Source organism: Paenibacillus sp. PvR133 (assembly GCF_017833155.1).
In the GTDB taxonomy this organism is placed as follows: domain Bacteria; phylum Bacillota; class Bacilli; order Paenibacillales; family Paenibacillaceae; genus Paenibacillus; species Paenibacillus polymyxa_B.
Genome location: NZ_JAFIBS010000001.1, coordinates 1,237,850 through 1,251,775 on the forward strand (window position 1 = coordinate 1,237,850; position 13,926 = coordinate 1,251,775).

The window sequence follows — 13,926 nt, forward strand, 5'->3', positions numbered from 1 at the left end:
TTATAATTCAGTTTACGCCAGGGGCGGGCTGCGTGCTTGTGCGAATGGGACATACGCACGCCAAAAACCGCTTGATGATTAGGCATTTTACAACTCTCCCTCAAGAAACGCGAATGCCCTTACTCCGCCGCTTCTGCCAGCCATGCTTGCATAGCCGGAGACTCCACCCGATTCAAACGTAGGGCGATTTCCGTATTGATCTCATCCGGCGGCATAACCTCGACAAGGACACATACAGCCTCTCGCGGTTGATTCAAGGCAAACACGCCTTCATCATCGAGCGTTTTCATCGCCAGCTCCATTGCCTTCAGCCTCGAATCAAACTCACGATTCCTTTCGTCAGCCTCAAGCTCCGCAATAGAAGGACGCTCCATAAACAATTGTTTAACCTCATCGAAGTTTTCATCCCTGAAACAACAATAGGGTGAATCGGCATAGGACCATTTAATGAGTTCCGCAATCGTTGATCCCGGCGTGTCGCTTTCGTCTCCTTGCCTGACCGCTTCCCTCTCCAGTAGTAAATAGCGTGCAGTAATAGTAACGTTCACCATTTTCAAAAAGAGTACGAAAGGACGTCCTAGCCACATCGGCAATCTCTGCCGCCAGCGCCTCTATTCCTTGCGTCGGTTTCATGACATTCGCCCCTTAGCCCTATAAAATATACATCTTATTTCCATTATAAAAATTGTTTGTCCTAAATCTACCTACTTTCTACCTGAATCCTGGAAATATGGGCGATTAAGGTTCTAATTCAAGGTGCATCTTGGCTTCCGCCTCATCCCATGGCACCGAGTAACCCGCCCCCTTGGCGCAAAAGATGGAGGAGGATGTATACAGCGGGTCCGCCCCTTTGCGGTAGCCCATCCGCTCTATGACTTCCTCCGAATTATGGCAGCGGTCGTAGCCGCTGAACACGCAGCGGATACTGCCTCGTCCATGCGTAAAGGATGCAAATTCGGCACTGTAGTTCATGAAAGTCGACACAGGCACCCTGCCCGTGACCACCGCTTGCGTTCCGGTTGTCTGCGGTGGATTAAAAATACCTGAAGCACGCTGAATATCGGACAGCACCCTGCCCATTTCATCGATAGCGACCTTAATTTTAAAATCGTAAAAAGGCTCCAGCAGCACGTTGTCCGCCTTCTCCAGACCCTGCCGTAGTGCTCGAAAGGCAGCCTCACGAAAATCGCCACCATGGGTATGTTCTTTATGCGCGCGGCCCCTCAGCAGCGTAATGTTTACGTCGGTGACTGGCATGCCGGTCAGCAGTCCGTGATGCTCCCGTTCATAGAGATGATTCCGAATCAGATTCTGATAGCTGACATTCAGATCATCAGCATGACATCTGCTATCGAACAGGATGCCGTTGCCCCTTTCTCCCGGTTCGATCAGCAAATGCACTTCCGCATAATGCCTGAGCGGTTCGAAGTGGCCGTACCCTTTCACAGCCGATTGAATCGTTTCCTTATACAAGATTTCCGGTTGTCCAAAAGAGATAGCAAAGCCAAACCGCTCTCTAACAAGCTGCTCCAGCACTTCCAGTTGAATCAATCCCATGACGCGGATAGAAATCTCCTGCAATTTCTCATCCCAAACGACGTTCAGAGAAGGCTCCTCCGCCTCCAGCGTGCGAAAAGCACCGAGCACCTTCTGTACATGTATCGAATTGTCGAATAATACCTTCGATTGTAACGTCGGCTCCGAGTCGTAAGCTAACTTGTCTGATATCGACCCAAGGCCTTGTCCAGCTTCGGCGGCGGACAAGCCGGCAACCGCAAACAAATCGCCGGCTTCCACCTGTTCCACCGGGTGCGATTTAAGGCCGTTAAACAAGAAGATCCGCGTAATTTTTTCGTCATATTGAACCCCGCCGCTCTCGTAACTAAGCTGTTCTCTCACCTTCAGCCGACCACCCAGCGCCTTAATGAACGTGAGTCTCGCTCCGCCTGCATCGTGCCGAATTTTATAAACCCGCCCCTGGAACGAAGCATTCTCGTCATAAGTGGTTGTCGTCAGCAGATGCAGCTGATCCAGAAATTCAATGACGCCTGTATCTTGAAGCGCAGAGCCGTAAGCACAAGGGAAGAGAAGACCCGCCGCTATCATCCTCTGCAAGGCCTCCAGCCAGAAGCCGGAATCCTCTCTCCCCTCCAGGAATGCTTCCAGCAAGGCTTCGTCCCGCTCCGCCATGGCCTCCCGCAGCGGCTCACCGACTATGCCGTCAGCGAAGCTCTGTGTAATGCAGCATACTTCCCCCGTCAACTGCTGACGGATATCCGCCTCGGTTCTGCCTGCATCCGCACCGATCCGATCCGTCTTGTTGATAAAGAAGAACGTCGGAATCCGATGCTTGCGCAGTAGCTGCCACACCGTCTCCGTATGGCCCTGGACACCTTCAACTGCGCTTACAATCAGGATGGCATAATCAATGACCTGAATCGCACGCTCCATCTCCGGGGAGAAATCGACGTGTCCGGGCGTGTCTATTATATAATAACTGTCTCCTTTATATTCTATTACCGCCTGATCTGCGAACACCGTAATGCCCCTTGCCCGCTCGATGTCGTGGCTGTCCAGAAACGCATCCTGATGATCCACCCGCCCCCGCGACCGGATACTGTTCGTATGGTACAGCAGCTGTTCCGCAAAAGTTGTCTTACCTGCATCCACATGGGCGAACAGGCCAATCGTTAGTCGCTTCATAGAATCCCACTTTCAACGCTTCTTGTTAATACTGCTCATTTTATTAAAGCATACAAATCGGGAGAGTTGGTTTGAGCTCACAACTTGCTGGTAAGCCAATATAACTTCAACTTGGTAGTGGCATGCATCATATTAGAGATAGCAAACATAAGGATATCGGAAAGTAAAATAACTTTTCGATTAATATATAAAGCAATTATTGTAATAAATGGGTCTGAAATCCGAATTGGGGTGTTTCTCGGGTACCGCATAGAAACAAATTTCCTTCCCGATCCTCCCGGGCTCCGGGGTTATCCAGAATCATCATAAGCGTGGCCTTCGGATTTCCTTCAACACAGATGACACGATTCCGCTGCTTGGATAGTTCGCAAATTTCACAATGCTCTATACCATTAGGCGCTTGTTCTTCAGGTAAGATTACATAGGGATGATCTATTCCCTTGTCGTGTCGTGCAGCTCCTTCCCTTCACACACAATGAATCTATTATGCCAACCCAAAACAAAAACTTGCCGTCACTTATGATACGGTTCACCGTAACATCTATAGAGAGAAAATAAAGGTCATCCTACTGGGTGACCTTTTTTTAAAAATCTGTATTATTTTTATGATTTAAGTTTGGAACTATTTTAGATATTGTTTCTTAAAAGCTGCATCAAATACTAATTCTTTAAATTTCTCCATAAGTTTAAGAATCTCATGATATAGATTTTCAAATTCTTCTTTTGCCCGTTTTTCTTCATCGGTTTTATCTTTTTTTGGGTCTACGATTAACACATATTCACCATGGGCAATTTTGTTTCGTTCTAATACTAAATTTTCTTTTACAAAATTATCCTTCATCTCAAAATATTCACAATCCAAGCCCAAACTGAATAATATGTCTTCTAAAATTTCATAAGTTAAGTTTGAATTAGTATCTACAATAAGTTTATCCATTTCATCAACATTAAATATTTTATCGGACTCATACAGTAACTCACTTATTATTTCTGAATGCGATAAGGATTTATTAGATTGCCTCGAATTTACTATCGTTTTCTTCATTGATAGAGTAATGAAATTATCTTTCATATCAGTACATTTTATATTTTGACAGTTTAAATATTTTAAATATTCTCGAGCAGCTGTTTTAATAAATCCTTCCCAATGACCATACAATAGTGTTATTCCTGCTCTTATTGAAGTTACCAATAAATTTTCCTCTGATCCATCAACATTATTTTTTAGTATAGTGAGCTCACGTTTTCTCCAAGAAATATTTTTATCAAGCTTTGTTTGGAACTTCTCGAGCGAGTACTCAGCCATTCATAAATACTCCCTTGCTTAATGTAGCTAGATCTTTCAATCTTGTGATAGGGCGAGCCCCCCCTCTAGTTGTAACACTTAAATATTGAGGAGATTTATATATGTTCTTAATTGTCTGAATTGTTTCCTCTGGGGGCTTGGTAGTAATTTCATTTATATTCTCACTTACACCTGCAATAATTACTTCAAATGCTGGCATTGAAAATGCACCTTTAAATTTCATCTTTTCATCATCAAACTTTCGAAAAGCATCATCAGAAAGAATTCTATCAAGGTAATCAAAGGTTTTGTGGAATATTGTTGTTTCTTTTTGTAGATCTATTGATTTATTTTCAGCTATACCGATAATTTCCTCCGATATAAACTCTCCAATGTCTTCATTACCTTTAATCTTATTTAAATCTGCATGTCGAATAACTAAATAACGCATCAAAATTTCCATATTGAACTGTTCTAATTGTTGTTTTTCTGAAAGAGGAATACAGTTAATAAATGATTGATGCTTCACTAGTTCTGCTGCCCATAAATAAAAGCTCCTATTCACCATTATTAATAGACAATTTCTAATTTCTTGGTCTGATAATTTTGAACCACCTGTATTAATTCTTTGAAAAAGCTCGTACTTTGCATCTTTATCACTAGTTTTTTTTATTATTTTAATATCAAATTTGGATCTTTTAAAATCAATTCTTAATTCTTGGGTAAAAGAATTTTCTAAATCATCAGGGTTATCCCACATTTTATTTTCTAATGATGGTAAAAACTTTGTACCTAATAATTTACTAGCTGGCTTCAACGTATCCTCTGGAGATTTCAATAAACCCATAAATTCAAATATTGTCGATAATCTCTGTAGACCATCAATAACATCCCATATTCCCTTTTCACCATGTGATACAAATATTGGTGGTATTGGTATTCCCAAAAGTATTGATTCAATTAATTTAGTTTTTTGGGAGTCTGACCATCTAAAAAACCTTTGAAATTCAGGGTTAACTTGTAATTCTCCATCCCTATACATATTTGCCAGTTCTCCAATTGACATTGGATAACCGTCAGCTTGAATTTCTTTTGCCTTATTATCTATCTCTTCTTGTAATGACATGAGCTATTCCTCCAATTATTAATAATTACATTCACCATTTTCGAATAATTCATTTATCATTAAATCAATTTTATATTGTTCAGGCAATTGGCTACCTACTCTTTTACCTAATTCCTCTAATTGTTCTATTCGAGGATATTTAAGATTTCTTAAATCAGTTGCATTTACTTGAGTATGACCATTGAATTGACGAAAATATGAGTCAATTAATGAGGAATTCAAAAATACAGTTAGTCCCTTAGCTATACTCTCAGTTAATCCTTCTCCCTCAATGTGATAGAAATTCACATGATTTTCAAATCCAACTTTTGATAACATCACTTTTTCAGGGTCATAGATAGCTGCAACAACTCTTTTAAGTTCTTCTTTTGAGGAAAAGCGCTTTACTACAACATAAAATCCAGAGGGTAATAAAAGTTTTTCTGTGATATCATTCTGAAGAATAAAATCTGCTTTCTTACTATTGAGTTTAGGCCATTTTACAAATCCATCCTCAAAATGAAAAGGGTAAATTAACGGCACTGTTCCATGTAATGGCTGGTTATACAGGTACTCCTTAAATCTAAAGTCAACTACTCTACCCGTAGATACTGAAATCCCTAGATCTTGTATGGAATTCCCCAACCTATCTATTTTATCTGAGATTTTATATCCTGAATCATTTTTTAATATTCTTATAAACAATTCTTTGTCATTAGGATGTACAAATTGATCATAGCGTATAGTGTATTTAACGATCTCATCTGTATTTGCGAAACTAGACGAAATAATTACATTATAATTATTTTTTAATTTTTCCTTTATTAATTTAAAAATTACGTTTTCCTGTTGTACACCATCGTCACTGAATATGCTCCTTCGCGATTCAAAAGTATGAATTTGGAAAAATGTTGTTTCATTTAACATTTCTTTTCGAAAAGATTTAAAATACGGTCCATTGCAAAAACTTCTAGGTGTAATTGCTACCAACTCACCATTGCTCTTTAAAAGGCGTATTGCTAAGATGACAAAGGCAGAATATAAATTAGAAGTTTCAATTGAGATTCTTCTTAAAAATTTCCGTTCCAAAGAACTACTATGGATCTTACGATAGGGTGGGTTCAAAATTGCGCAATCAAATCGTTCAAATTCCCTCCCTTCCAATTTTTCTTTTTCCAAGAGAGTTATGCTTTCATTAATGAAATCGTGGTTCAATATTTCCCAATTTAATTTTATCCCTAATTGCTTGCAGGTATTATTGCAAATATCTCTGGTTTTAAATAAATACGGTAACAGCACTGGGTCTTTTTCATATGCAACAATTGAAATCTCTTTAGGTCTATCTCCTCTACAACACATTTCTGCGATGAATGCTGCGCTTAAGGAACCCACTCCAGCTCCTGCATCAAGTAATCTAATTTCACTTCTACCATCGTTAAACATAGATGCCATAAGAGATGCGATTTTAGTGTTAGTAAAGTACTGTCCTAGTTCAATTTGTTTACTATTCTCTATTGAAACACTCGACTCTCTACGAATTTTATCAACCAACTCAAGAAATTCATTTTTATCAAAAGTGTTATTTTCCAAATGCATAATTTACAATCTCCTTATAGACAAAACAACCAATTTTATTATACATTAAAAATTTTGAGAATTGTAAATTCAACTTGACAAAATGAAATTCCCTCCTACTTGTGGTACGGTTCCCCCCGATTAATCTTCACCGCCCGATAAATCTGTTCCACCAGCACCAATCGCATCAGCTGATGTGGCAAAGTCATCCTTCCGAAGCTCAGCTTCTGTTGGGCGCGGCGGAGGACTTCGTCAGAGAGACCATGACTGCCGCCAATGACGAAGACAACATGGCTTGTACCGTAGGTGCCGAGCTTGTCCAGTTCCCCTGCGAGTTCTTCCGAGCTCCACAGTTTGCCGTCGATGGCGAGTACAATGACGTGTGCTTCGCTTTTCACATGAGCAAGGATGCGCTCGCCCTCTCGTTCCTTGACCTGTCGAACCTCCGCTTCGCTCAGTGTGTCAGGAGCCTTTTCATCGGCTACTTCGATCATTTGAAACTTGATGTATGGCCCAAGCCGTTTAGCGTATTCCTGAATGCCCATGACCAAATACTTCTCTTTTAACTTGCCCACACCTATAAGCTGAATAAACAAATTCCATACCCCTATCTATGTCGAATGATAATGTAAAATCGTATTTACGATCCCTAACTTAAAAACATACCTTTAACATAGTTATTTTAGCACCTGAAACGTCTCTTACCTATCTATTTCCTCTCCACTACGAGCCTATTCCCTGTTCAGGTTATAGCGGATCATTCATTTACGCTCTTCACAATGAAATGCCTATCCGTTTCGTATTCATCAAGACACTGCATTAGCATCTGTCGATATTCTCTGATTTGTTCCGCTGTCGCTGACTCCCGTAATGATTCAAACAATGCCGTACATTTCTTGAAATTACGATCGTTACCCGACTGATCGGCTAGTTGCATCGCCTGCACAGTAAGTCCCACTGCATCCTGTAATCTATTGTACTTCCGATAGTACAAAGCCAAGTGATAGCAGTAGCTATAATAGTAAGATATGTTCTCTGCGTCTTCATAACTCCCGAATTCATCAATCTGCTCTGCAAACGTATGTAAAATATCCCCTACATCCAAATGATACATAAGCGCTGCCTGTAATATGGTATTCAGCCCCGGTAATATTTCCTCTAGATTATCCTGCAAAAAGGCTACGTATTCCTCGACAAGCTCTATATTTCCAGACAAAATATCTACTGCATATAAATTAGTTTTGGCTAAAAACCTGAATTCCTCGACAACCTGAATGTCTTCTTCCTCTAAATCCTCCATCCACCCCAGCTCAGCATACTTATAGATGCACTCCCTTGCCTGCTCATATGCACCCTGGTTCTGGTGAGCCATTCCACACATCAGGTGACTGAAACCAAAATAGTATACCAACGGACGTTCTAAATTGACATGCGGGATGGATAATTTCATTGCTTTATGATACTGCCGTTCTTCATAGATACGCTGTACACATTGGTACAAAATATCCGCCGTCTCCATCACCTTTTTCCAATTTTCAAAAGCCACAGCCATCTCTAACATTTCAACAATGATGTCCGGTTTAAGTGATTTCAGGATAGAAGTTCTCAAGAGTAGCCCCTCCTTGTATTTCCATTCATAACCAATTGTATAGAAAGTGAAAAAGGAGGTCAATATAAATAGTACTTAAAAGTACAGTTTTATATGTGTTTATTTTGTATAAGATGGTCTGTAACGATATTCTCTCCTCTTCTAACCTTAAGTGGAGGTGATTACATGAGTTTACCAGAAAGTGTCGGAAACCGAATACGAGAACTAAGAAAAGCTAAAGGATGGACACAGGAACAATTGGCAGAAGCAGCAGGACTTCATTACAGTTATATGGGTGGAGTAGAACGTGGAGATCGAAATATTTCATTGGAGACGTTGGAAAAAATAATTCTAGCATTAAACGTTCCAGCCTTTGAACTTTTTCAATTCGATGAAAATACGGATCGAAAACAGATCATAAATGAACTTATGTTACTCATAAATTCAAGAGAAACAACAGAGCTCGAAATTCTTACTACTATAACAAAAAATATTGTTGCTTTAGTTGAGTTACAACAAAAAAGAATTGAATAATTCTTTTCTACCTGACTTTTACACTTCATCTTCCATAAGCTTGTTATGAGGTGGTTATATGACAGAATTACGCAAGCAAATGGGTACAAGAATCCGGGCTATTCGAAATGCAAAGGGACTTACACAGCAAAAACTGGCTGACATCGCAAGCTTGGACTATCGATATATTGGTGCATTAGAGCGTGGCGAAAGAAACTTTTCGATTGATACCTTGGAGAAAGTGTTAACTGCCTTAAACGTGTCTATCAGTGAATTAATGTCTTCCAAAGAACATATGACTGAAGACGAAACTATTCGGCAAGAGGCGATAGATGAGTTTGTTGCGTTGACCAGCAGATTGAATGAGGAGCAAATCGGCATTCTCAGACGGGTTAGTAAAGAAGTTTCACGTGCGTTTGAGTAAGGCCATATCATCTCAGAAAAGCTTAATTACAACCAAAAAAGAGCACCGCACAGGTGCCCTCCATAAATCTTCACAAAAATACTCAAGCGTACAGCATAAAAAAGCTCACTTCATGTCCCAGTTGCTTTAGATAATTATAAATCTGCGAACGGTGATGGAACACATGGGTCACGGTCTCAATCTGCCATTGAACCTGCAAATGTCCATGCTCCATATAAAAGGCCTTCGTTGAACGGTTCAGATAATCGTCTTCGCTAAGCGAAAGAATGTAAGCCTTATAAGCCTCAAAATTCTGTCTGAAAGTTGTAGCCAAGCGCTCGGGATCTTCCACCCCGGACAGGCTGGTTTCAATGCTTCCCACTTCACCCTCAGACTTCTCCTGCATTATCGCAAGATCCGAAGCAGGAATAAGTACAAAGTGATGCACTAACTCCAGCAGCGAACGGAAATTATCCTGTGGACGAAAGCTCCAGTCCTCTGGACGAATTTTACGGATTAAGGCTTCCCCCGTCCGTACTCCGGTCTCCAGCTCATTCAGCAAATGATCGCGAACTTGCAGTGTTCCACTCATATTCACATCTCTCCTTTGCCATTCTTGTTCATATTTTGAGTATAGCCGAAGCCTCTGGGCGTGTATTGTAAAAATCGGACAACTTCCGTAAATCCTTAGCCGCAGTAAGCGGAGAATCTCCATAAAACCTGCGGAAATCGCGGATTAAATGCGCCTGGTCGAAAAAGCTGTGCTTCAATGCCAGCTCCGTCCAATCCAGACCCCCTCCGCTTTGAATACTGTGTAGAACGCTCTGGAAGCGGACGACTTCACTGAACTTTTTGGGGCTGATTCCGATCCACTGCCCAAACTTGCGGTTAAGTTGTCTTTCACTGATCGCCTCACACTCCGCAAGCTCCTTAACCCCCACACTCCCGCCGCTCACAAAGATGCGATGCAGCAAGTTTTTCATCAGGTTACAATCGTTCGTGCGTTGGCGCAGCAGAAGCTGGTTAAGATACTCATCCATTATGCGCACCCGTTCATTGAAATTCTGCGCTTCCATAATGCGCTCACCTATCACAGCGATGCTTTCGGGCCAGAGATCTTCCAAGCGATAATTACCACCTGTAAACAAATGAGTCGGCATACCGTGAAAATAGTGTGCCCCACCGGGAAAAAATCGCACCGCAAAAATGCGTGTCTCGGACCCTGCTTGTCTGGCAGACACAAACGGTTGCGTAAATGTCCCACAGTACGAGAGTTCCTGACGCTTACTCACCGGGTCGTATTCAAATAGAATATCCGTACAGCCGTCAGGTAATACCCGCTCCATGGTTTCTTCATGCGGCAAGCTTAACAAAGCGGTGTCTTCGCACGAAGCTGCTAGATTCTCTTCTACCACCCTATTAGCCGGACCGGACTCCCAATAACAGGCCACGTAAGCTTTCAGCGCAGCAGACGGCTTTTGTTCGATATAATACGTGGAGAGATCACTTCCATTGACTTGAAGCGGACGAAATAGTGAATGCAGCAAAGGGTCCATCCATCGTTCACTCCTGTCTCAGCACGTGATGGGAATAAATATAGCTCTATGTATGGGGTATTTTTGCAAAAATTCTGGTATACAAAAAGGACGTTTCTGCCCGAAACGCCCGTGCTTGTTTTTTAGACGACCAAAAACTCTGCTTTGTTCTCACATTCCTTGCACTTCACTGGAGGGTCCCAATCCGAAAATTTCGTTTCCTTGAGATCGACGACATCCGGTGCATCCTCGTATTCATCGACGAACATATCAATTGCCAGTTCCACATGCTCTTTACATACCACGTACATTCCAGTTGCATCCCTTTCCGTTTGAAGCTCTTCCTGTTGTAGGTGTGCCAAAACCGCCTTCTTTTGTTCTACCACACTTGACGCGGAAAGAAAAGGGCTTGCTTTTTACCCCAGACGTCTGGTTGTAAAAATGAGAAAATTACTGACGTTCAGGTCTTCACGGAAATGGGGATATTTCTCCAGCATGTCAGCAGACGGCTTGGGTTCGATCATCCCTTCCAACAGCAAACCCGCCTCAATAATGGTCTGTACATAGCTGCCCAGCGTACGGTGAAAGTACAAAAACTTTTCTTCCTGATCATAAGGGATCGCTTGCTCCAATGGGCCTTCGTTGAAATATTGATCCACTTTCCAATACAGCTTTTTTCCAGTCTCATCCTTCACCCAACCACTCTGCGGCGTCTGAAAGCACGGATGCAGAATAGAAAAAATAAAGCGGCCCCCTGGAACTAATAATCGCTGCATTTCGGCAATCGCCTGCTCATAATGGGCCAAGTCCTGTATGACCATATTGGACACGATCAGATCAAAGCTCTGGTCCCCGAACATCTCCAGCTTTTCCAGATTGCCATGGTGATATGTAATTCCCAACGCTGACGGCGTCCGCTCTTTGGCTAGCCTCAGCATCTCTGTCGAGTAATCGACAGCCTCTACCAACGCACCCGCCCTGGCCATTTTACGGCTTAGATAGCCTTCGCCACAGCCGGCATCCAGCACTTTTTTGCCCCCGAGAGGTCCCATACAGGCTTGTAATGCCGGGTTTAGCAGTACTTCGCGAGATCGATCTCCTTCCTCCGTGTACTTGGCAGTAAAGTTTCCTGCATGCATATCCCAGCGTCGAATGGCCTCTTCCGTGTCCCACTTATTCATATTCATCTCCTTCTTTCTTTTGTATTTACAAATCCGATGCTATACTACAATCCACGTAGGGCCATAGATTCTACACTCATTTCTGTATTTTTTCAATAATAACGCTTACAAAATTAAAATATCTAATTAACACATGATTTTTACATGAATTATACAGGTATTCCATATTCAAATAGTGTGGTAGTGTTTTATTGGAAAGCGCTTTCAAAAATAACTTTGTAAAGGGGCCTGTTATGTTAAAACGAAGACCCGTTTCATTGCTGTCGTTGACGCTTGCCATTACCCTGTTGTTATCTACGTTCGCATCCGTTGCCGCTGCTGCCGAATCTGACGGACAAGCACCACAAGCTGCGGCTGCGAGCAGCATGCAATCGTATGTGGAAGCCATGCAGCCTGGATGGAATTTAGGAAATTCTCTGGATGCTGTGGGGGCGGATGAAACAGCCTGGGGCAATCCGCGCATTACCCAGGCGTTGATCCAGCAAATTGCTGCCCAAGGGTACAAAAGCATACGCATCCCGGTCACCTGGGATAAGCACATTGGAGCAGCACCGAACTATACCGTTGAGTCTGCCTACATGAACCGTGTGGAAGAGGTTGTTCGCTGGGCACTGGATGCTAATCTGTACGTCATGATCAATGTCCATCATGATTCATGGACGTGGGTAAGCAGTATGGAGCCCAAACATGATGAGGTGCTGGCTCGCTATAAGGCATTATGGACACAAATTGCCCAACGCTTTAAAGATCAACCTAACAAGCTGATGTTCGAAAGTATTAACGAACCCCGTTTCTCTGAAGGAGGGACTACGGATGAAGCGAAAATGAATCAGATGCTCCAAGAACTGAATGTATCCTTCCACAAAATTGTCCGCGCCTCTGGCGGTAAGAATGCCACTCGTCCCCTTGTTCTGCCTGGCTTGGATACTTCACCTGCTCAGGCCAAAATCAACGAGCTGTATAACACGATAACCAAGCTGAATGATCCCAATCTGATTGCCACCGTCCACTATTATGGTTATTGGCCTTTCAGTGTAAATATTGCGGGCCATACTACTTTTGATAAAGATACTAAAAACGATATCATCCAAACCTTTGATAACGTCTATAACACCTTTGTAGCCAAAGGTATTCCGGTTATTGTAGGTGAATTCGGTCTACTCGGCTTCGATAAAAATACAGGCGTTATTGAACAAGGCGAAAAGCTGAAATTCTTCGAGTATTTAACCTATTACATGAAAGAGAAGAAAATAACAGGTATGCTCTGGGATAACGGCCAGCATTTTAACCGCACAACGTACAAATGGTCTGATCCCGAGCTCTTTAATGTTATTAAAGCCAGTCTAAAAGGGCGTTCCTCCAATGCAGCCAGTGACCTCATTCACTTGAAGAAGGGCACTCCTGCTCAGGATGCCAAGGTCACCTTAAACCTGAATGGCAATCAGCTGAAAACACTCAGTGTCAACAACAGGCAACTGACACAGGGCACCGACTATACGCTGAGCGGAGATACATTAACCTTAAAAGCCAGCTTGCTCACCAGCCTGACCACTTCCGGTAAATATGGGGAGAATGCCGTCATTACCGCTAAGTTTAACAAGGGGGCAGACTGGAATTTCAAAGTAGTCGTGTATGATACTCCAAAATTAAGTGCTGTCGAAGGGACTACACAAGCCTTTACCATTCCAACGGAATTCCGCGGTAGCCAGCTCGCCACGATGGAAGCCGTTTATACCAATGGTGGCAATGCCGGTCCACAGGATTGGACGCCTTATAAAGAGTTTGGCAATACTTTTGCCCCTGCCTATGATGCCAATGGCATCAAGCTGCTACCTGAATTTTTTAATAGTGTAAAAGATGGTGAAGTCACGCTGAAGTTCCATTTTTGGAGCGGCGATGTGGTGACATACAAAATCACCAAGAGCGGAACCCGTGTAACGGGAACGACATCCTAATCTAAGGCTCAGCAGAAGATCGAAAAAGGCGTTCCCGGAAATGAGCCGGTGAACGCCTTTTTTTATAGTTAAGCCTATAAGTT

The 13,926-nt window shown here is 42.4% G+C and carries 14 protein-coding genes; 3 read left to right on the forward strand and 11 right to left on the reverse strand.

The window, feature by feature from the left end:
• Positions 1-119 precede the first annotated feature (119 nt).
• The 7 genes from JOE49_RS05505 to JOE49_RS05535 form a co-directional block, all read right to left on the reverse strand.
• Entirely contained in the window at positions 120-587 is a 468-nt protein-coding gene (locus JOE49_RS05505) for a DUF4303 domain-containing protein (RefSeq protein ID WP_235322478.1), read from the reverse strand.
• Between the two features lie 151 nt (positions 588-738).
• A complete protein-coding gene (locus JOE49_RS05510) occupies positions 739-2,703 on the reverse strand; it encodes an elongation factor G (RefSeq protein WP_209940707.1) in 1,965 nt (654 codons plus the stop codon).
• A gap of 622 nt (positions 2,704-3,325) precedes the next feature.
• Entirely contained in the window at positions 3,326-4,009 is a 684-nt protein-coding gene (locus JOE49_RS05515; protein ID WP_209940708.1) for an MAE_28990/MAE_18760 family HEPN-like nuclease, read from the reverse strand.
• A complete protein-coding gene (locus tag JOE49_RS05520; protein ID WP_209940709.1) occupies positions 4,002-5,114 on the reverse strand; it encodes a GmrSD restriction endonuclease domain-containing protein in 1,113 nt (370 codons plus the stop codon). Before JOE49_RS05520 ends, JOE49_RS05515 begins: the two co-directional genes overlap by 8 nt.
• A gap of 18 nt (positions 5,115-5,132) precedes the next feature.
• Positions 5,133-6,689 carry an Eco57I restriction-modification methylase domain-containing protein gene (locus JOE49_RS05525; RefSeq protein WP_209940710.1) on the reverse strand — a complete coding sequence of 519 codons (1,557 nt, stop codon included), beginning with the start codon at positions 6,687-6,689 and terminating at the stop codon, positions 5,133-5,135.
• A gap of 95 nt (positions 6,690-6,784) precedes the next feature.
• Positions 6,785-7,264, reverse strand: a complete 480-nt coding sequence (gene rlmH / locus JOE49_RS05530) for a 23S rRNA (pseudouridine(1915)-N(3))-methyltransferase RlmH (protein ID WP_209940711.1) — start codon at positions 7,262-7,264, stop codon at positions 6,785-6,787.
• Positions 7,265-7,425: 161 nt separating this feature from the next.
• On the reverse strand, positions 7,426-8,277 hold the full coding sequence (locus JOE49_RS05535; RefSeq protein WP_209940712.1) for a DNA-binding protein: 852 nt from the start codon (positions 8,275-8,277) through the stop codon (positions 7,426-7,428).
• Between the two features lie 165 nt (positions 8,278-8,442).
• Here JOE49_RS05535 and JOE49_RS05540 point away from each other — a divergent pair, with 165 nt between their 5' ends.
• Complete coding sequence (locus tag JOE49_RS05540) at positions 8,443-8,790, forward strand: helix-turn-helix domain-containing protein (protein ID WP_068939283.1); 348 nt, start codon at positions 8,443-8,445, stop codon at positions 8,788-8,790.
• A gap of 58 nt (positions 8,791-8,848) precedes the next feature.
• On the forward strand, positions 8,849-9,193 hold the full coding sequence (locus tag JOE49_RS05545; RefSeq protein WP_209940713.1) for a helix-turn-helix domain-containing protein: 345 nt from the start codon (positions 8,849-8,851) through the stop codon (positions 9,191-9,193).
• Positions 9,194-9,275: 82 nt separating this feature from the next.
• Here the strand turns inward: JOE49_RS05545 and JOE49_RS05550 are convergent, their stop codons facing one another.
• The 4 genes from JOE49_RS05550 to JOE49_RS05565 form a co-directional block, all read right to left on the reverse strand.
• Positions 9,276-9,764, reverse strand: a complete 489-nt coding sequence (locus JOE49_RS05550; RefSeq protein ID WP_209940714.1) for a DinB family protein — start codon at positions 9,762-9,764, stop codon at positions 9,276-9,278.
• 28 nt (positions 9,765-9,792) lie between these two features.
• Positions 9,793-10,728, reverse strand: a complete 936-nt coding sequence (locus tag JOE49_RS05555; protein ID WP_209940715.1) for an AraC family transcriptional regulator — start codon at positions 10,726-10,728, stop codon at positions 9,793-9,795.
• A gap of 122 nt (positions 10,729-10,850) precedes the next feature.
• A complete protein-coding gene (locus tag JOE49_RS05560) occupies positions 10,851-11,018 on the reverse strand; it encodes a CxxH/CxxC protein (RefSeq protein WP_007433184.1) in 168 nt (55 codons plus the stop codon).
• Between the two features lie 105 nt (positions 11,019-11,123).
• Entirely contained in the window at positions 11,124-11,888 is a 765-nt protein-coding gene (locus tag JOE49_RS05565) for a class I SAM-dependent methyltransferase (RefSeq protein ID WP_209940716.1), read from the reverse strand.
• Between the two features lie 233 nt (positions 11,889-12,121).
• Here JOE49_RS05565 and JOE49_RS05570 point away from each other — a divergent pair, with 233 nt between their 5' ends.
• Entirely contained in the window at positions 12,122-13,843 is a 1,722-nt protein-coding gene (locus JOE49_RS05570) for a cellulase family glycosylhydrolase (RefSeq protein WP_209940717.1), read from the forward strand.
• The last annotated feature ends 83 nt before the right edge of the window (positions 13,844-13,926 follow it).